This window comes from Desulfobacter hydrogenophilus (assembly GCF_004319545.1).
GTDB lineage: Bacteria > Desulfobacterota > Desulfobacteria > Desulfobacterales > Desulfobacteraceae > Desulfobacter > Desulfobacter hydrogenophilus.
In genome coordinates this window covers 2255035-2275500 of the sequence record NZ_CP036313.1, presented here as the reverse complement: position 1 = coordinate 2275500, position 20466 = coordinate 2255035, and the positions used below count along the sequence as shown (strand labels likewise).

General features: G+C 46.5%; 17 protein-coding genes. 7 read left to right on the top strand and 10 right to left on the bottom strand.

Annotated elements, in window-relative coordinates; translation table 11 throughout:
* Positions 1-20: 20 nt before the first annotated feature.
* Entirely contained in the window at positions 21-710 is a 690-nt protein-coding gene (aqpZ, locus tag EYB58_RS09985) for an aquaporin Z (RefSeq protein WP_111955739.1), read from the bottom strand.
* Positions 711-1245: 535 nt separating this feature from the next.
* On the opposite strand from aqpZ, the gene EYB58_RS09980 reads away from it, so the two are divergent.
* Positions 1246-1881 (top strand): flavodoxin family protein, encoded by a 636-nt coding sequence (locus EYB58_RS09980; protein WP_111955741.1) that lies wholly within the window; start codon positions 1246-1248, stop codon positions 1879-1881.
* Positions 1882-2174: 293 nt separating this feature from the next.
* Here EYB58_RS09980 and EYB58_RS09975 read toward each other — a convergent pair whose 3' ends face one another.
* From EYB58_RS09975 to EYB58_RS23160, 4 genes are all read right to left on the bottom strand, one after another.
* The gene (locus EYB58_RS09975) at positions 2175-4895 is read right to left on the bottom strand and encodes a PAS domain-containing protein (protein WP_111955743.1); all 2721 of its coding nucleotides are present in this window, start codon (positions 4893-4895) and stop codon (positions 2175-2177) included.
* A 114-nt stretch (positions 4896-5009) separates the two neighbouring features.
* Positions 5010-6740, bottom strand: a complete 1731-nt coding sequence (locus EYB58_RS09970; protein WP_111955745.1) for a two-component system sensor histidine kinase NtrB — start codon at positions 6738-6740, stop codon at positions 5010-5012.
* Between the two features lie 30 nt (positions 6741-6770).
* Positions 6771-7541: a substrate-binding periplasmic protein gene (locus EYB58_RS09965; RefSeq protein ID WP_111955747.1), complete on the bottom strand. Its 771-nt coding sequence runs from the start codon at positions 7539-7541 to the stop codon at positions 6771-6773.
* A 165-nt stretch (positions 7542-7706) separates the two neighbouring features.
* A complete protein-coding gene (locus EYB58_RS23160) occupies positions 7707-7862 on the bottom strand; it encodes a hypothetical protein (RefSeq protein ID WP_163354362.1) in 156 nt (51 codons plus the stop codon).
* 246 nt (positions 7863-8108) lie between these two features.
* Here EYB58_RS23160 and EYB58_RS09960 point away from each other — a divergent pair, with 246 nt between their 5' ends.
* On the top strand, positions 8109-9041 hold the full coding sequence (locus EYB58_RS09960) for an Hsp33 family molecular chaperone HslO (protein WP_111955751.1): 933 nt from the start codon (positions 8109-8111) through the stop codon (positions 9039-9041).
* Here EYB58_RS09960 and EYB58_RS09955 read toward each other — a convergent pair.
* The 3 genes from EYB58_RS09955 to EYB58_RS09945 are packed head-to-tail and all read right to left on the bottom strand — an operon-like array spanning position 9038 to position 11683.
* On the bottom strand, positions 9038-9829 hold the full coding sequence (locus EYB58_RS09955) for an HD domain-containing protein (RefSeq protein WP_111955753.1): 792 nt from the start codon (positions 9827-9829) through the stop codon (positions 9038-9040). The two genes, EYB58_RS09960 and EYB58_RS09955, sit on opposite strands and share 4 nt — an antisense overlap.
* Positions 9830-9875: 46 nt before the next feature.
* Positions 9876-11000 carry a DUF368 domain-containing protein gene (locus EYB58_RS09950; RefSeq protein WP_165477760.1) on the bottom strand — a complete coding sequence of 375 codons (1125 nt, stop codon included), beginning with the start codon at positions 10998-11000 and terminating at the stop codon, positions 9876-9878.
* A gap of 26 nt (positions 11001-11026) precedes the next feature.
* Positions 11027-11683 carry a protein-L-isoaspartate(D-aspartate) O-methyltransferase gene (locus EYB58_RS09945; RefSeq protein WP_111955755.1) on the bottom strand — a complete coding sequence of 219 codons (657 nt, stop codon included), beginning with the start codon at positions 11681-11683 and terminating at the stop codon, positions 11027-11029.
* Between the two features lie 140 nt (positions 11684-11823).
* Between EYB58_RS09945 and EYB58_RS09940 the strand changes: the two genes are divergently transcribed.
* On the top strand, positions 11824-12825 hold the full coding sequence (locus EYB58_RS09940; RefSeq protein ID WP_242637611.1) for a potassium channel family protein: 1002 nt from the start codon (positions 11824-11826) through the stop codon (positions 12823-12825).
* A gap of 183 nt (positions 12826-13008) precedes the next feature.
* Here EYB58_RS09940 and EYB58_RS09935 read toward each other — a convergent pair whose 3' ends face one another.
* Entirely contained in the window at positions 13009-13596 is a 588-nt protein-coding gene (locus tag EYB58_RS09935) for a 5-formyltetrahydrofolate cyclo-ligase (protein ID WP_111955759.1), read from the bottom strand.
* Positions 13597-13776: 180 nt separating this feature from the next.
* On the opposite strand from EYB58_RS09935, the gene serS reads away from it, so the two are divergent.
* From serS to EYB58_RS09915, 4 genes are read left to right on the top strand one after another with little or no spacing between them, the layout of a single operon-like run.
* Positions 13777-15057, top strand: a complete 1281-nt coding sequence (gene serS, locus EYB58_RS09930) for a serine--tRNA ligase (protein WP_111955761.1) — start codon at positions 13777-13779, stop codon at positions 15055-15057.
* On the top strand, positions 15041-16540 hold the full coding sequence (thrC, locus tag EYB58_RS09925) for a threonine synthase (RefSeq protein WP_111955763.1): 1500 nt from the start codon (positions 15041-15043) through the stop codon (positions 16538-16540). Before serS ends, thrC begins: the two co-directional genes overlap by 17 nt.
* Positions 16541-16543: 3 nt before the next feature.
* A complete protein-coding gene (locus EYB58_RS09920; protein ID WP_111955765.1) occupies positions 16544-18010 on the top strand; it encodes a LysM peptidoglycan-binding domain-containing protein in 1467 nt (488 codons plus the stop codon).
* Positions 18011-18022: 12 nt separating this feature from the next.
* Positions 18023-18784, top strand: a complete 762-nt coding sequence (locus tag EYB58_RS09915) for a tetratricopeptide repeat protein (RefSeq protein WP_111955767.1) — start codon at positions 18023-18025, stop codon at positions 18782-18784.
* Between the two features lie 14 nt (positions 18785-18798).
* Here the strand turns inward: EYB58_RS09915 and EYB58_RS09910 are convergent, their stop codons facing one another.
* A complete protein-coding gene (locus EYB58_RS09910) occupies positions 18799-20400 on the bottom strand; it encodes an FAD-binding oxidoreductase (RefSeq protein ID WP_111955769.1) in 1602 nt (533 codons plus the stop codon).
* Between the last annotated feature and the right edge of the window lie 66 nt (positions 20401-20466).

Below are 20466 nucleotides of genomic sequence, written 5' to 3'. Positions count from 1 at the left end.
TGCATGTTTCCAACATGCTACTATTGTTTCTCACTACCGATAAAACGATAGACTAAAGCGCCAAGCAGAGCGCCAATGATCGGGGCTAACCAGAAAAGCCAAAGCTGTGCAATCGCCCAGTCGCCGGCAAAAAGAGCTACGCCGGTGCTACGCGCAGGATTTACGGAAGTATTTGTTACCGGGATGCTGATTAAATGGATGAGCGTCAGGCATAAGCCAATTGCAATGGGTGCGAAACCTTGCGGTGCTCGTTGATCGGTAGCGCCAAGAATAACGACAAGAAACATCATGGTCATCACCACTTCAGTTATCAGTGCGGCCAGCAAACTATACCCACCCGGTGAATGGGCGCCGTAGCCGTTTGACGCAAAACCTGCGGAAAGGTCAAACCCCGCCTTACCACTGGCAATCAGATACAGAACCCCACCTGCTGTTATGCCGCCCAGGACTTGCGCAATAATGTAGGGCGGCAGCTCTTTTGCCGGGAAACGGCCGCCTGCCCAGAGACCAAACGAAACCGCGGGATTCAAATGACAGCCGGATATGTGTCCGATGGCAAAGGCCATCGTAAGGACGGTGAGACCAAATGCCAGTGCGACACCAAGCAGTCCTATACCAACATCCGGGAAAGCAGCCGCTAAAACGGCACTACCACAGCCGCCGAGAACCAACCAGAATGTTCCAAAAAACTCGGCACCATACTTGTTCATACATTTCTCCTTTTACTTGTTGATTACGATGTCCGCAAACATCTGCGGCGTGTCCACAGCATGTTTTTGTGTACACCCGGCATGGGCGTGAATTTATGGGGTACAAATCCCATATATGAGAATCCTGCTGATATACATAGCATTATCAAAAGTCTTCGTCGGCGGCAAGAGCATTTCCGTGAAGAAAACTCTTGGGATGGTAATATGCCGCCCGACTGTAAAAGTGCATTATGCCTGAAGTTGATCAGAGCATATTCCGAGTTCGGGGACATCGATCATTCCGGGTGGCGGCATAGTGGTAAATTTGCCAACAAATTTTTATAAAACCCAACATTTCAATTCTTTTTAAAAAAGGAAGTAAAAAAAAATGAGCTTTTTGGGGTAAAAAATGTTTTATTTATAATCTCTTTTGATTCTTACTTGTCCAGTTTGGGCAGAGGCAATTTTTATAGGTAGTTAGAGACACAGGCAAAATAGTCGATCATCTATTTTATATATGAGATGGTATGAACAAAATATATACAGGAGAATAAGTATGAAAGTTGTTGGATTTAATGGCAGCCCTAATAAAAAGGGAAATACAGCTTGTTCACTGAACATGGTTTTTGAAGAACTGGAAAATGCCGGAATTGAAACGGAGATGATCCAGGTCGGAAAAAAAAAGATACAGGGATGCACTGCCTGTCACGATTGTGTAAAAAAACAAAATGAAGCATGTTCCTTTGATGACGATCCGGTTAATGAATGGATTCAGAAGATCAAGGCAGCCGACGGCATTTTGCTTGGTTCGCCTGTTCATTTTTCCGGTGTTGCAGGGACAATGAAATCCTTCCTTGACAGAGCGTTTTTCGTTGCTTCGGTTAACGGCGGCCTGTTCCGGAACAAGGTCGGCGCCGCTGTTGCAGCTGTCCGGCGATCAGGCGGAATTTCAACAGTTGATTCCCTTAATCATTATATCAATTACTCCGAAATGGTCATGCCCTCTTCAAATTACTGGAATGTGGCACATGGTCTTGCCCCAGGGGAAATGAGGCAGGATGGAGAAGGTAAACAAATCATGGCGGTTTTAGGTAAAAATATGGCATGGATCATGAAAATTATCGAACACGGAAAAGTACAATTCCCTGCCCCTGAACCGGTTACCAAAACCATGACCAATTTTATCAGGTAATTTAATCTGCGGTCCTTAGAGCTTGTTTGATAATTAGGGGATCGAAGCGAAATCTAATGAAAATAAGAGCCAATTTTCACAAATTTTCTGTTAATAGCCGGACTATTGACATAAAATTTGGAGGAATTGGGGCCATTTTCATTAGATTGCAGCCGATTCATCAATTACCAAACAAGCTCTTAGGGCTCGGAAAAAATAAATGTCACAGGTTTTTCGCCTAAAATACGGATAAAAAAGCACGCAAAAGTGGGGAGTTATTTTTTCCGAGCCCCTAAAAAGTTTTTCCATTCGGGCTATACAATGGAAACCGGCAGAAGAATAATAAAATTAGCACCCTGCCCGGGCCTGGATTCCACTCTCATCTCACCATTATGATTTTCCGCGATGATAAAATAGGAAACACTGAGACCCAAACCAGTGCCTAAGCCTATCGGTTTGGTGGTATAAAAAGGTTCAAAAATCCGTTTCTGTTCATGCTCATCCATACCTGGGCCATTATCCCTGATTTCCATGCAAACCATCCCCCTGGTCCGATCCAGACTTGTGCGGATGGTAAACGCAGGGTTTTCAACTCCGGCAGTGTGCATGGCCTGAGCCCCGTTTCTAAAAATATTTAATAAGACCTGTTGAATTTTAGCCGACTCACAAGGAACCAGGGGGAGGTCCGGATCATATTCCCTTTTTATTTTAATTTTTTTAAAATCGTAATTCTTTTTTAAATCATAGTCTGTTGTCGCAAGTTCAAGAGTTTTGTCAAGGAGCTGCCCTATATCATGAGATGAAACCACAGCATCGCTTTTTCGGGCAAAACTGAGCATATTGGATACAATCTCGGCAATCCTTTTACCCGATTCCCTTATAGCCGTCAGCATTCTGGAAATTCCCCTGGCATCCATAAAAGCCTCAATGATTTCCATGCTGGTGCCAAGCTCAAGAGCTGCTTTTTCATTGGCCGGGATTCTTGGTTGGGCACGCAGGCGTTTACCCATAACCTCAGCGGTCTGAATCATCCCGGCCAGAGGGTTGTTGATTTCATGGGCCATGCCGGCAGCAAGGCCGCCCACAGAAAGCATTTTTTCATTCTGGACCATGATTTCTTCCATTCGTTTTCGATCTGTAATATCCAGCAACACGCCATGATAATGGGTTATTTCTCCGACCTGATTTCTTTTAATATAGGTCCGGTCGTCCACCCACCGGATGCTTCCGTTTTTAGTAAACAGGCGGTAGGGATGGTGAATAAAGGCGTCACAGTTCTTATCCCGGCTGTAATCCACAGTTTCCAGCATTACCCTTTCCAGGTCTTCGGGATGGATCAGCCGTTCATATTGAATTGTGCCGGACAGCAGTTCATGAGCCTGATAACCCAAAACCGTTTCAATATTATCCGTCACAAATTCAACGGGCCAGCCGGTTTCATTTTTCCATATAAAAGCAACCATTGGGCTGTTGTTGATAATTTTATAAGCTTCATCCCTTGCTTTTTCCGCCTGCTTTATCTGGTCAATATCCGAATGGGTTCCGATAAACCGGACCGGGGCACCGTCTTTATCCCGGGCAGCAATTTTCCCTTTGGAACGAATCCAGAAATAACGGCCGCTTTTACGCCGGAACCTGAATTCCTGATCAAAAAAATCTTGGTCTCCCAGGATATAATCATTGATGGCTTTTTTAACCACTGTGACATCATCGGGATGAATCCTTTTTTCCCATTCCTGCAACAAGTATGGAAATTCACGGGGCGCATACCCGGCCATGGTGTAATACCGGTCATCATAAAAAATTTCACGTTCATCCAGATGCCAGTCCCAGACACCATCATTGGCCGCATACAATGCCAGGTTTAGTCTTTCCTCCTGTTTTTTGGTCAGATCATGCTGATCTGCCAGCCTGGAAAACACTCTGGAAATAAGGATACCGGCGGCCAGAATAATCATAATAATCAAAAAGCGCATAAGAACTTTCTGGGGATTATGAATCGGGAATACGGCTTCTGAAAATGATATGAATCCCTCTATAACATAGTATTGGAAAAGAATATCCCCTCCCCAGAGGAGCAATACAAAGCCTATGGTTACCATGAGAATATTGCTGCTGACCCTGTGCTGAACAATTTCGGTCATCCCCAAAGTGCGTCTCACAACAGGGAGACGAGAACAGATATATCCGGCCAGTACCAGCAAAACCAGGATAAAAACCCACACCAGCGAGAGTAAAACAGGAGAAGCACCGACGATGATATTGGACAGCCAGTAATTTTTATATCTGTTAAACCTTGAATCAGGATCCTGTTTTTCAGCACCGATATAGCGGGTTATAGGAGCCAGCAAGTCTTTGGGATCACCTTCGGCAGCAGCGACATACAGGGAAAAAGGATTAAAAACAACAGCCTGATCTATTTTTTGGGCCTGTTCCCGGTTGACAAAAAGGATGGCAAGCCGTTCCCCGACAGCCCCATCAAATTCCCCTGATAACAGACCGTTGAGAAGCTCAGCATAGCCTTGGACTTCAACAAATTCGCAATGAATTCTCAAATCATTCATCATTTTTTTGAATACGGCATTAAACAAGGAGGCCCTCACCTGGCCGACCCGTTTCCCTTCAAGGTCCGCCAATGTCCTGACCGTCCCCCTGTGAAGGGTGTATAAACACCCCCATGTCTCGAAAAAGGCACTCTCTGTAAAATCCATTTTACTGTCCCGCATCGGCGTATAACCGATGGGAACAATAAGATCGACTTCACCTGACATGACCCTTTCCAGGGTCTGGCGAAGATTTCCTTTTATAAATTCAAGCGCCCAGTTCTGCTCTATGGCAACATCGTTTAAAAAATCAACCGCCAGACCCTTGGCCTCTTTTCCCTCTGTTGTAAAAATAATGGGAGTTTTTTCAAAATACCCGACACGGATATTTTTTTTTGCGTGGGCGTTCATACCCGGACAGAATAAAACAAGAAGAAAGAATATCGGCAATATGAAACCAGGAGTGGAATAAATTTTGGTAGCTCTATTCAAGCAGATACTCCTTACCTCTTACCCGTTTCTACCTCATACCCGAGATCGTCCAGGTAATAGAAGGAACTATGAGGGATATATTTTTCATCGTCAATAATCAGAAGACGAAACGGCTCAAGCATCGTTTCCAGCCTCCTTAGTCTCTCTTATCTCCGGAGAAGGCAGGATCAGAGGAAGGCGGATAATAAAATTCGCCCCTTTGCCCGGTGCGGAAGATACCCCCATTGTGCCCCTGTGATTTTCCGTAATAATAAAATAAGATACGGACAGGCCTAGGCCGGTACCCACTCCGGGGGGCTTGGTGGTAAAAAAGGGTTCGAATATCCGTTTCCGGACCTCCCGGGTCATGCCCGGGCCGTTGTCCTGAATCTCCATTCTCAGCATGCCGGGGTCAACCTCCGTTGAAATCCTCAGAATAAAGCAGGGCTGGTTACCACCGGCGTCCACCATAGCCTGGGCCCCGTTTCTCAGGATATTCAAAATTACCTGTTGTACTTTCGCCCCTTCACAGGGAATCATGGGCAGATTCTTTTCATATTCCTTGACAATTTTAATGGTTTTAAAATCATACTGCTTTTTAAGATCATAATCCGTAGCAGCCAACTCCAGAATACTGTCCATGAGTTTTCCGGGATCGTGGGAAGAAACAATTGTATCGGATTTCCTGGCAAAACTGAGCATGTTATCCACAATGTCGGCCACCCGGGCCCCGGATTCATTGATGGCCTCAAGCATTCTGAAAATGCCCCGCTTTTCCATAAATGCCCGGACCTGTTCCGTACAGATGCCGATGTCGGATGCCGCCCGTTTATTTGCCGCCATGTCGATATCCTCAAGTCGGACTTTCATCACATTGGCGGTCTGTATAATCCCGGCCAGGGGGTTGTTGATCTCGTGGGCCATTCCCGCAGCCAGTCCACCCAGGGAAAGCATTTTTTCAGACTGGACCATCATCTCTTCCATCCTGATCTGATCGGTGATATCGTCCACACGGACCACCGCCCCCTCCACTCCGTTGGCCACCAGGGGAAATACGGTGATATCCTCATAACAGACCCGATTGTCCTGCATCCGGACCTGCTTCTTACTCACCTTCTCCCTGCGGGTGGCAATGGCTTCCCTTACCTGGTCCATCCTGGGAGCCAACCGGGGATAGACCTTTTCCAGGGGGTGATCCAGGACCTCTTCGGTAAGAAATCCCGAGACCTGTTCCGCCCTTCTGTTCCACAGGGTAATATTCCCTGCCGGATCCACACCGATGAGTACCGAAGGCATAGAATCCAGGATGGACTGGAGCCGTGCCTGACTCTCCCTGAGATCTGCCGTACGTTCTTTAACCCGCGCTTCCAGGGTTTTCTTTGCAAGATACAAATTTAAGAAAAACCAGAGACCGGCAAATAGCAGTATCTGGCATATGATCACATAAAAATAGATAAAAGCGGCCCGGTTCTGCCAGTCCACCTCTATGCGGCCGATGGTCCGGCTCTGGTACCTGACCGGTTCTTCCAGTTCAACCACCGGCAGCACCCCGACCCGTGCCAGCAGACGATCTGGAAACGAAGGAGTCGGACCCTTAACCGCGGCATATTCTTTTTGTGAATCGTCAATAACCTGCACCGTCCTGTAGCTGTGAGACCGGGCAGACAGTATCAGATAAGCAATTGGGGGCGGCTCGTACCGCCACAGGGACTCTGCAATGACAAGGGCATCATCCCTGAGCCGCTCTTGTGCATGTTTAAAAACAATATCCTGATACCAGGTAAAAAACCATAAAAACCCCGTGATAAACAAAGCCAGCAGCAGCACAAATACCAGCCGGATATGATCTTCAATTAAAAGCACCATATGTTCAATATCAATTCAGAATAAAAGTCATCAGAATGAGGTTATGCCGTAGGCCCCAAGTATATCTGTCATGGTGCCGTCACCGGCCATATCGTTTATGGTCCGGTTAAACCGCTTAAGGATACGGGTATAGCCCGACCCATTATGAATCATGAGATGAAAAGGCATTGATTCAAGGGTAATCCCGGTGTCAATAATTTTGTCCGTCACCCCGGCTTTTTCCATGCCCAGCCGGGCCCCTGGCGGCCATTCAATCACCAAATCCCCCCTTCTGGCGGCCAGCATTTTCCAGACATTGTGGACTTCGCTGGTTTCCCAGGAGGGAATACCCAGGCTTGAGATGTGTTTGTTATGCCACCCGTTGCCGCTGTATGTTACCACGCAGTATCCCATGGCCTTAATATCCCGAACTGATCCGATAGTCCGGATCCGGTCCAGGTCCGGATGTCCCGCATAAGTGAACAGGGTCATTTTCTTAATATAAAAAGGATCTTCATGGGTCTGACAATAGGTGAGCCGTTCCGGTGTGGGAACGGTTACCATTGCATCGTATCTGCCGGCCCGCACCTCCTCCTGGCACCGCTTCCAGGGCATCGGTCGCCAGTGGACGGCGACCCCTATGCGCTTATCCAGAGCCTCTGAAATAATTTCGTAAAAGAAACCGGTCATTTTGCCGTCACCTTTCTGGATAAAAAAAGGATAAAAATTAGGATAAGCAATGGTTAGACCGGCATGGGCCATGACAATGCCGGGAAATACCAACACAAAAACAATGCCGATAATACCTGACAATTTTCTCATAATATTCTCTTGCCCGGGCGATTTTTATTATAGAACGTGTAAAAATTATCATACGGGGATTCAAATCTCATGTAAAGCCTATAACCGGTTTTTCCCATAGCTAATTGATTATTACAGGCGAAAGCATGAAAACGTGGCCGCGATTAACGATAATATCATTATCAACTATTGCAAATTCATCTCCATAGCTGATGTCACAGTGGTCATGTTCGTACTCATCTGCTCCACCGCACTGGCCACCGAATTTGTTTGAACAGAGGTCTGTTCCGACCCGGATGCCATGACTGTGGATAGATCCGTAAGTGCTTTTGACGATTTCATAGTCAGTCATAATTTTTTTTTCGTACATAGAGACCTGATACTTATCCTCTTTTACCAGCCAATTGGGGGATTTCACCTTCAGATTATCGATTATCGTTAATGGATTTATTTTTTATATGGCGATTGTCCTGCTGTTCCCAATGGTTTACATTTACCAATCAGATCTTATTATAAACCGGTATGATTACTTTGTACTCGACAAAATTTACAGATTTTCGTTCGGGAACTACTTTGGGGAATTAGAAGATGATAAAAAAAGACATATTTAACCATGATGTAAAAGCCCAGTTCCAGGCCTCGGCCAAAGACCGGCTGTATCGTTTTTTAATGGCGGATGATCAGATCAAAGGGGTAGTGGTACATGCCACCCGGATGGTCAAGGAGATGCAGGCAAACCATGATCTGGGGCCTTTGGAAACGCTGGTTCTCGGCCAGGCATACATTGCCGCTGTCCTGATGAGCGCTCCCCTGAAAGGCCGGGACCGGATTGCAATGAAGATTCAGTGTTCCGGTCCCATAAAGGGCCTTGATGTGGAGGCCAATGCCTTTGGGGAGATCCGCGGATATTTAAAGTCCAACCCCATTGAAGTAGAAAATCCGGAAAAAATCAAGTGGTTGTCCACTCTTTACGGGGCGGGGTTTTTGTCAGTGACCAGATACATAGAAGATACAAACCGCCCCTATACCGGCCAAATTGCCCTGGTCCACGGCTCCATTGCCGAAGATCTGGCTGAATACTTTCTGACCTCGGAACAGATTCCTTCCGGCTTTAGCCTGAGCGTGGCCTTTGATGAAAATGAAAACATTACCGGTGCCGGTGGTATATTTCTACAGGCGCTGCCGGGTGCCCAACCCGACAACGTTGCCCGGGCCGAAACCATGATCCGGAAAATCGACGATTTAGGCCACCGTTTTGCCCAAAATCAGACACCGGAATTCATCATTGAGACCGGTTTTTCTGACCTGTCACCGCGGTTTCTGGACAGTTCCCGTGTGGAATTTTACTGCCGGTGCACAAAGGATCGAATGGCAGACCACCTTAAAAACCTACCCAAAGAAGACCATACCGATATCCTGGCAAACGGTCCGTTTCCATTGGAACTTCGATGCCATCACTGTAATTCCGTCTACCGGTTCAGCCAGAAGGAGTTAACCGGCATTCTTAGGACGGCAGATTAAAGGACTTGTTGTGCGGCAAGAAATTCCAGATGCTCCAAAAGCGATTGTTCCAGTCTGGTAATCAAATCTGATGAAGGAATACCACTTAACAGGACAGGAATAACTTCCAGATCCAGGATAGCAACTGCTGCTGCAGGGAAATTTAAATCATAAACCATCCCGGCCTGAAAAACCCTCATGTTATTGAGTGTGGTTACGTAGCTCAAATGGTTTTGCCGGGTTTTAAGAAGGGCCTGGGCAGCCATTATAGGTATTTTGCCGTCATCGTGCAGATTATAGGTAAGAAAATCGTGGCTTGAATCCGGATTCAGATAATGATCTTTCATTACATTAAAAATATCAATCTTGTCCGCATCCCTGAGCAGGCGGGCCAAAAGGCTTAAATCATTCCCGAACTTCCCGGAAAGCCGGGGACGATTATGCAAGGCCACTGCCCGCAAAATCAACTGCTTGTCTGTGGCGGATAAATGGGAAAGAATGTTGCTTTTCACTATTTCCCGACACCCTAAAGCTGCATGATTTTTGGAACTGGCATCGGAATAGGTATGAAAAACCGCAAACTGAGGGAATCGCCCCATATCATGAACCATGGCAGCAGCACAAGCCCGGGCAGTTTTCGGGCCGTCAAGATCAAGGGATGCGCAAAGCATTTTCATGGCTCTGCAAACCCGGGCAGTGTGTTCCCGTTTAAGCTCAAATGGGTAGGAATCTTTGGCCCTGTCCACAAAGGGCTTGGTATACGCGTAAAACTGTTTTTCTATTTTTAAAAAATCATCGTGGGTCATCATGAATCGGATTTCCGAAAATAATGGTAATTTTTAGAAGGTTACCGGCCTAAACGACAGCCTCTTTTCTGACAAACAGCATCATGAGAATGCAGCCAAGGATAAAAAAAACAAAAGCTGCAATCACCGGATCATCTTGGGTTGGAAGGACATTGATATTGGTCTGGACTGCCACATTTTCTATACAGATGACTTCCCCGGCCTGTTTCACATACTGTTGCGCCATGAACATGATCTGTTTAAAGGGCCATAAAGCGTATAACGAGCCGACCATTAACCCGCCTAAAAAACCCATGGTGGCATTATAGTACCGAAAAAGGACAAAGCTCACCAGCCGGGCAAACAAAAGGCCGCCAAAAAGGACCCCCAGACCGAATATCCCCAAAAAAATAAATGTCTCCAAATGAAAAAACTTTAATTCGGAAATAGCTGAAATAACATCAAAATAGGCACCCATTAAAATCAGTACAAGGGAGCCGCTGACCCCCGGCAGCACCGTCGCGGAAATGGCAAGGGCACCGCAAAGTGCAATATAAAGATAGTCCCCGGAAGAATAACCTTGGACCGTTGAAACCATTTTTCCCGATTCAGGAACAGCCCCCCCCTGACCTGCAGCAGAAATGGCTTGGACCTGAAAGACCCGGGCAAGATGATCGGACTTCATTTTGATTTTATCATAGGGATTAACCATGGCTGATACCCACACAGTAATGCCGATACCGGCCAGAAGGCAAAGCACGGCCCTGATATCAAAACGCTTAAGCATCTTTACCGGAATAATGATAGAAACCAGAATCAGTCCAAAAAAAAGAGAATAGGTGACACAAAAATGGTGTAGCAAAAGATACTTCATCAGACTGGACAGAGCAAAAATGGCTACGGCGGTCCCGGCCGCAAGTTTAAACAGGAAAAAAAAACCGGTTTCCCTGGAAAATGTATAAACATTTTTAATTCCCTGGACCGGTTGCCTGAAACAGGAACGGACAAGTTCAAGGCACTTGATGACAAAGGATTTATTGATCTGGTTTAAAATTGAAAATACCCGTTCATATATCCCGAAAACCAGCAGAAAGGTCCCACCGGAAACTCCGGGGATGATATTGGCAACGCCCAGGCAAAACCCCATGAGCAAATCTTTTATGGTTGCCGAAGTAGCAGAAGAAGAAAAGGACATAAAAATTTACCTCTATACAGAATTTATTACGCTGGCCACCCGTGTTCACCGATTAGCTTAACAAAACGGCAGCCGCCCAGATTAATAGTCCTGATGCCGGTGCTGGTCTTTTCAATACGTAAAAGCTCCTGGGAATGCAGCCCCCCCACAGGCATGATCAGTCGCCCCCCCTCTATAAGCTGGTTCACTAAAGGTTCGGGAACCTGATTTCCCCCGGCCGTAACAATGATGGCGTCAAAGGGACTTTCGGCTTTCCAGCCCTGGGTGCCGTCGGAATAGCGGGTTACGATATTATGATATTTCAGGCGGTCAAACAGTTTCCGGGTCTGCAGATATAGGGTATTGTTCCGTTCAATGGTATACACCCTGTAAACAATACGGGACAGCACAGCAGCCTGGTAACCGGAACCCGTACCGATCTCAAGGACACGTTCCTGGCCTGTTAGGCTAAGGCCCTGCGTCATTTCAGCGATAATAAAAGGCTGAGAAATGGTCTGGCCCTCACCGATGGGAAGCGGAAAATCCCCATAGGCACTGTCTACCAGGGCTTCACTGACAAAAAGATGGCGAGGCACCTGGGTCATGGCCTGGATCACCAGGGGGTCGCTAATTCCCCTGGCAATAATCTGTTTTTCCACCATATCCCTGCGCCAGCGCGAAAATTTTGTGGGTTCGTCGGTCATGGCCTTTTAATACCAGCAACTGCCGGGGCCGTCAAGCATTAGAAAACGGGTTTAAAGCCCGTAATCAAGGCTGTTGTGGTAATTAGCCGTCTTTCATCTTTCCCTTGCATTTGAACGTCAGTAAAAGTAAATAAAATGCCATGGATAAAACTTCAAAAATGAAGATGACCGTATTTATTGCAGTCCTGTTTTTTATACTCGGCACGACCGGGTACATGGCCATTGAAGGCTGGGGGCTTTTAGATGCCGCCTATATGACGGCCATTACCCTGAGTACGGTTGGTTTTCTTGAAGTCCACGATCTGTCCGACGGCGGGAGGTTGTTCACCATTTTTCTGATATTTACAGGCGTAGGGTACTTTTTGTATCTAGGCGGCGTTTTTATTAGTTCGGTGGTGGATGGTGAAATTAAAAGCATGCTGGGGAGACAGCGTTTGAACAGCAAAATAAAAAAAATGAACGATCATTACATTATCTGCGGCTACGGTCGCATTGGTAGAGTTCTGTGCAAATTCGTGGCCGAAGATACCCAGGATATAGTTGTCGTGGAACAAAGTGAAGAACTCAAAGATTTCCTGGAAAAGGATAAAATTCACTATATCATCGGAGATGCCGGAAACGAAGAAGTGCTGGAAAAAGCCGGGATAAAACGGGCAAGGGCACTGGTGGCAGTCCTTGCAACGGATACGGCAAATGTGTTCCTGGTACTCACAGCCAGACAACTCAATCCTGACATCTATATTATGGCCCGGGCAGCAAGCCCCATGGTGAAAAAAAAGTTCTATGCGGCCGGTGCCAACCAGGTGGAATCCCCCTATGATATCGGTGGGGTTTCCATGGCGTTGAAACTGTTGCGTCCTACGGTTTCCAGTTTTCTGGATACAGCATTGTCCCGGGAAAGCGATGCCATACAGATTGAAGAAGCGTTTGTACCGGAAACATCGGATTATGTAGGAAAAGCACTTAAGAATTCAGGTATTCGGCAAAATTACAACCTGATCATCATCGCAATCAAAGAGAAATCAGGCCACATGGTGTTTGCGCCCCATTTTGAAACCATTATCCACCCCCGCGACACACTGATTGTCATGGGAAAAACAGAAGATCTGAAGGCATTCAGGTATGCGCTTGGTAATATTTAGTGCCCGACCGAAAACCGTAAATTTTGCCGATTACTTCGTTGGGAGAGAATTTTAATCCTCGGAATATTCAATATATGCCGACGATTAAAATTCCTATCCGCCTTGTACTCGACAAAATTTCCAGGTTTTTGCTCAGACGCCATTTAAGGCCCATGATCGGAATAAAACATTCCAAATAGATTACTATATTTTGTAAATTACCCGGGTATCGGTAATAATGATATCCACCGTATATTTTCTTGATTCCATCTGAATCTGGTCAACAATCTGCTCTTCATAAGCCAAAGCTACCTTACGGCAGGTTTCTGGTAATTTTGTAATCAGCTTTGAATAATAGTTGTTCCCGAACCCCATGCGCCCACCCTTATCATCAAAGGCCAGGCCCGGGATAATGGCAATATCCACATCATCCAGGGCTATTTTCTTGCACCGCTCCGGATTGGGCTCAAGCATGTCATGGGCATTCGACACCAGGTCCTTGTCAAAATGACTGATCTTGTACAAAAGGAAAGTATTCTTAACATCCGTAAATACCGGTAGAATAATACTTTTCTCGATTTCCATGGCTTTTCGGATGATGTTTTCAGTAGGAATTTCCTTACTTCCGGGCGGATACAGGAACACCTGATGGGATTCTAAAAAGTTGGCAAATTCAAACAATTTATTTTCAATAATATTGTATTTTTCTTCAATTTGTTCCGGGGACAAGGCGTTCATACGCTCAGCCACCTGGCTTAAGACACTATTCTTACCGCTTTTAGCTTCGTCCATAATCGCATTCCTTAGATTATTACACAGTAAATTTTTGAGAAATATTATACACTGTCAGACAATTGTCAACCGGCAATAATCATTGACTGTTTACATAGCCCGTGTTATCTGAATATAATTGTAAAAATATTATAACCAGCCACCTTTCAACCCTATAATCATGCAGGACAAAAATCAAAAATGCTTGATCTAAAATTGATTAAAAACGACCTGGATACTGTTGTCCAGGGCATGAAAAAACGTCGGGCAAACATTGATTTTTCCCCATTTCTTGAAAATGAGGAAAAAAGAAAAGCTCTTTTAGTTGATATTGAAGAATTACGCCATCTAAGAAATACTGTTTCTGATGAAATAGCCAAGATGAAGAAATCCGGCCAGGACGCCCAGCCAAGCATAGATAAAATGAAAGGCGTTTCTGAGCAGATCAAGGGAATGGACAAAACACTCAATGAAATAGAAGCCTCAATTAAAGCGTTCCTTATTCATATTCCCAACCTGCCCCATGACGATGTCCCAATGGGAAAGGATGACACTGAGAATCGGCATGAAAAGACATGGGGTTCCCCCCGGTCTTTTGATTTTCAGATCAAGGATCATGCTGACATCGCCGAAGGATTGGGCATTCTCGATCTTAAGTGTGCAGCAAAACTTGCCGGTTCCCGATTTCCTTTGTATTTAGGCGCAGGCGCACGCCTGGAACGGGCTTTAATCAACTTCATGCTGGATATTCACATCACAGAGCATGGGTATAAAGAAGTTCTACCGCCGTTTATCGTAAATAAGGAAACCATGACTGGCACAGGCCAGTTGCCTAAATTTGAAGAAGATCTCTTTAAAATTGAGGGCTGGGATTACTACCTGATTCCCACGTCAGAAGTGCCCATGACCAACATCCCGGCCGGAGAGATCCTGGATGAATCCAAGCTGCCCATGAAATTCACGGCATTTACCCCCTGTTTCAGGTCCGAAGCAGGCTCCTACGGCAAAGACACCAAAGGACTGATCCGTCAGCACCAGTTCAACAAGGTGGAAATGGTGAAAATCACCGCTCCGGAGACTTCATTTGATGAGCTTGAATCATTGTTGGCCAATGCGGAGGACATTCTCCAGCGCCTGGAACTGCCCTACCAGGTGGTCACGTTGTGTACCGGCGACCTGGGATTTTCCGCCACAAAAACCTATGACATTGAAGTGTGGATGCCCGGCCAGGATAAATACAGAGAGATATCCTCATGCTCAAACTGCCTTGATTTCCAGGCCAGACGGGCAAACATCCGATTCAAACGGGAAAACGCCAAAAAACCTGAGTTCTGCCACACCCTGAACGGGTCCGGACTGGCCGTGGGCAGGACCTTTGCAGCAATTCTTGAAAACTATCAAATGGAAGACGGAACCGTCAACGTGCCCAAGGCACTGGTACCGTACATGGGAGGCTTAGAAGTAATTGAACACGAATCTTGATCTGTTTCCAGAAGATATCAGACCCCATATCATCCCCTCGCCCAAGGGAGATATGTACTATAAATGCCTTGGCTGCGGTGCCGAATACGGCATTGAAGAACTTTTATACGTATGCCCGGCGTGCAACCAGGTATTGCTGATCCATGACCGGAACAAAGACCGGCTCAAGGCCATTCCAGGCGAAACCTGGCAAAGAATCTTTGATTACCGCAAAATGCTTAAGATCCCGGCCCTTAAAGGGATTTACCGGTACCACGAATTCATCGGCCCCAGCATCCCCCTTGAGTCCATCATCTATCTGGGTGAAGGGCACACGCCAATGATAGAAGCCAACACCGTGCTCCAGGAAAAAACCGGGTTAAAGTTCTATTACAAAAACGACGGGCAGAACCCTTCAGCCTCATTTAAGGACAGGGGAATGGCCTCTGCCCTGTCCAGCATAAAATATCTTATTGACCAGGGTTTGGTATCCAAGGTGATCTCGGTATGCGCCTCCACCGGTGACACCTCGGCATCGGCAGCCCTTTATGCCTCCTATCTGGGATCTCAAGTAAAATCTGCCGTACTTTTGCCCCATAAAAAGGTCACATCCGCCCAACTGGCTCAACCCTTGGGAAGCGGTGCCAGGGTGTTTGAAATTCCAGGGGTTTTTGACGACTGCATGAAAGTTGTGGAGCACCTGTCCTCAAGCTATCCTGTAGCGCTGCTCAATTCTAAAAATGCCTGGCGGATACTGGGACAAGAATCCTACTCCTATGAGATTGCCCAGGACTTTGACTGGGATATGGATAAAAAAGTGGTCATGGTGCCCATTGGCAATGCCGGTAATATTTCAGCGGTCATGAACGGGTTCTTAAAATTTTACAACATCGGCATCATCAATAAACTGCCAAAGATCATCGGAGTTCAGTCCGAACATGCAGATCCGGTATACAAATACTATCTTGAACCCGATGAGAGCAAGCGTGAATTTACGCCGGTCCAGACCCAGCCAAGTGTAGCCCAGGCAGCCATGATCGGAAATCCCGTATCCATGCCACGGGTGATTCAGATTGCCCGGGAATATGATGCGGCCAGCGGCCATAAAAATGTTTTTGTGGTCCAGGTAAAAGAACAGCAGATCATGGACTGGCAGCTTACGGCCAACCAGAACGGGCATATCACCTGCACCCAGGGTGGCGAGTGTCTTGCAGGGATGGTCCAGGCAAAGGCATTAAATATCGTGGATGAGAACGAAACCGTGATTCTGGATGCCACGGCACATGCCATTAAATTCTCCGGTTTCCAGGACCTCTATTTTAAGGGTGAACTCTCTGACGCTTACGGTATTTCATCTGACAGCCAGTTTATTAATTTACCGGATTTTGTTTCGCCCGATGACCCTGAATTGATTCCGTCCCAGGAAAAACCCCTTGGGTCATCCCAGTTCCAGGAATTCGTAAAGGATGTATCAAAAAAAATCGCCATCCGTTTAGGGCTTTAATTTATGTTTTTTTCCCGGGCCATCATAATAAGACGTGTTGTTATCCCGGTGATACTGGTTTTTTTCACCCCTTGCGCCTCTTTTTCAGCACCGGGGGTGAAAACCAGTTTTAAAAAATATTCCCTTTTCACCTACGATGATGGGAGTTACCTGTGCGAACCTTACCTGGTCAAAAAAGATGAATGGCTGTATAAAATTCTTCGTCAGAAAGGAGAAATATCCGCGTCGGATTTCCCACTGTTTTTAAAAATATTTAAAACCATTAATCCGAAAATCGGCAATATTGATACCATTTCCCCCGGCAGCCGGATTATGATTCCACTTAAACAAGTGGATGAAAACACCTACAAACAGAACAGCAACGGCACTGTGGAAGTACCGATGCTGGCGTTCTCCACGCAGATTACACCCAGCACCGTATCCCGACACACCCACAAACACGAGGTTAAATCCGGGGACACCATGTCTGAACTGCTTTCCAAAGAATTTCTAACATCCAGGGGCAATGTATCCAAGGTAGGAGAGCAAGCCGTGCTTCACCTCAATCCGGACATTAAGGACATCAACTATATCTATCAGGGGACAAGCCTCGTAATCCCGGATCCTTCAATTCTTTCCCAGCCCTGGTTTAACAATTTGATTGCCATGGGAAAAAAAGATACGCCACCTGAAGAAAAACCAACTATCCCCCATACGTCAAAACCTATTTCCATGGCGGAGTTGGCGCATCTAAAACGCTACACCCAGCTTATCCAGGGTCGCCTCATGCACCAGGGGACATTATTTTTCCCGTCCGGCAGCCAAGGCAGCAAGCCCCAATCCATCGACTTGTCAATAACACCAGTCATCAGTGACGAAACCGGGAAAAAAACCGTGCTGCTTGGCCCCGATGCCACTGAAGCGTCCATGGATCCTGATCTTGTTGCTGCCATGAAAGCCTATTGGAAGAATCTGGAATTTAAAAAATTCAGTGAAGTTCTTAGTGCCAATGTAGTGTCCAACACACAAACCATGAAGGATGTGCCCAAATCCCAGGAATCATTAATCAATTTACTTCTGACTGGCACACCCTACGTCTATAAACCCCAGGTCTTTTTTCCCGTATCTTTCAACAAAGTAGAGATGACTGTCCCCTTGGGCAGGATCACTCATGATCACACCCCTGATATTTTAATCAATTCGGGAGGCGTTTACGGCAGCGCCCTTGACGCTTTAAAAAATAAGGGATACCGAATTCTCGATCTGCCTTTGGATCTCACCTTTGAAGATATATGTATCCGCCTTTTCTCCCGGCTTGGGTATCAGGTATGGAAAGACCCGGCATTCAATGTAGCCCGGAAAGTGAAAAATATCCCGGGTGTTTACGCTGAAAAAGGGATGGAAAAACTTTTTTTGACTAGGACGCCTCTTTTCAAAAGTGCGACAACCTTTCTGAAAAATGAAAAAATTGATGTGATTATACTTAGATAAGGAGCCGGCCCAATGAAAATAAAAATAAAACCGTTTATCCTGGTTTGCCTCTGTGCCGTCATGGCATCCTGCGCCTCAACGGTACAGACCCAGAAACAAAATAAAATCGCCCAGGCTATTAAAAAAGAAGGCGATGTGTTCCAGACCCAGGGAAACTACACGGCGGCATTGAATAAACTGCTTGAAGCAGAAAAAATGGCGCCGGATGACCCATATATTCAAAACAGCCTGGGATTAGCCTATATGGGGAAAGAAAGGGATGATATGGGCATAACGGCCTTTAACAAAGCCCTGTCACTCAAGCCTGATTACACCGAGGCCCTAAACAATCTTGGTGTAGCCTACCTTAGGGATGATAAACCGAATATTGCCATAAAGACATTCAACATGGTTCTTGAAGATATCACCTACCCCACGCCCCATTACCCATTAGCCAATATCGGGTGGGCACAGCTGGCACAGAACAACTACCCTGTTGCCCAGAAATATTTTCTTAAAGCATTACGGGAAGTGCCCGGCTTTATTCCAGCTATCCATGGTCTTGCCCAGCTATACATACGAACCGGCCAGACAGACAGGGCCATAAAGTATCTGGATAAAAATATAAGAAGATCCCCGGACACTGTCATATTCCATAAGGACCTTGCCCAGACGTATGAAACATGCGGCCGAGCCCGACAGGCCATCAAAGCCTGGCAGGTGGTCAAGCAGTTGGCCCCTGAAAATTCAAATCTTTACCACGAGGCTGAACAGCGCCTCTTCGAACTGCAGTAAAAGCCAATGCACTCTTACTCCTTGTCAAATGGCTGATATCGTCCAGGGGCGATGATTCCCTCAGGGTCCAATACCGATTTTATCTCTTTTGTTATCTCCCAGAAGGTCTGGGATCGGTCTGCCAGTTTTTTCATGGTATGGATATTGGTTCGGTACGGCACATATCCCTGGGACATGATAAGGCTAAAAAAAGCATCATAACATTCCTGTGCCCGTATGCATTCCTCTGGATTATCCTTATCATAGGCAATGGTAATGACGCTGACCATGGCTCGCTCCGTTATCAGTGACACCGTGATCAAGGGCTCGAAAGCGTATTTTTCAAACACCGGATTCACCAATTGAATCAAACGCTCTGCCGTCGCCCCGGTCATGGGCATAATCGGGGCGATCCACATCATGCCGGCATTAAAATCAAGGGGATCAGCTATGGCTCCAGAATTCACCGCCGTTTTGACCCGCCACAGCGTACCAAACAAAAATGCATCTGTGGGCTCGCCCTTGAGTAGTCCGTACACCTTGTCCAAAGATTTAGACATGGTTTTCAGGTCAGGAAACAGGGAAAACCGATCAAACAGACTTGATAGGCGGTTTATGACACTCAGGGTCCGGTCTCCGATAAACCGAATGCGCCCCAGCGGTTTCAGCGCTTTTTTCAACGCCTTCCGCGTCATCCGCACCTGCGCCCGACTGCCATAGATGGCCCCACTGACATTCCAGGCACCGAATCCGCCTTTTTTGCAGAACTGCTCGCGCAAATCATCGCTCAACGGTGTCTTATTCTCGGCCTTTTCCCAAGGGTATTGATTGAATGAAGAAAAAACCCTCAAATCATTGCCGATATGAATCAAGCTTTGAACCTGTCCACTCAACTTCAGCGGACGCAATGCATCCACCACTGCAGCCAGATCCCCCTCCCGGGGTAGGGCACAGTAAAACATATTCAGGCATTCCGGCGCAGGCATTAACCAAATCCCAAGCCGGGTTACGACACCGAAGTTGGACTGGGTAAACAACCCATCCATATACGGCCCAATACCATATTTAAATACATAGGTGGCCTGGGCATTATCATAGTGCCCATACCCTGTTTTTAGAGTCCGCCCGTCCCCCAGAACCACCTCCATGCCGCAGGAGTGCATAAAATGATCTCCGTAAGGCGTGTGCCCGAACCCCCGTTCCAAAGTGTTGCCCAAAATACTGGCATCAGGTCCCGATCCGCTGCAGTCCAGCCACAGGGGAAAATCATTTTCTTTTAAATAAGATACGAGCTGAATCTGAGTCACCCCGGGCTCGATCACGGCATATGCCAGGGTCTCATCCACATGGATAATCCGGTTCATCCGGGACAGATCCAGGATCACCTGTCCATCCCTCACAGCACAGGCCGAGCCGTAGCCCCAGTTACATCCCCGGCTCACGGGATAAATACCGACACGATATTCTTTCGCCGTTTTTATAATATCCGTTACTTCACTGCTGTTTAGAGGTTTTAAAACAGCTGCAGGCGTCGTACTCTTGGGCAGTGTGGCCCGGGAATACCGATGAATCGTCGGCTCATCGGTAAATACAAACTCATCACCAACAATATCTTTAAATTTCTGTATGGGAATCATAATAATGAATGCGCCCAGTTTTTAAAATGTTTCCCAGCGGCCACCATACTGAACTGGAATACTCAA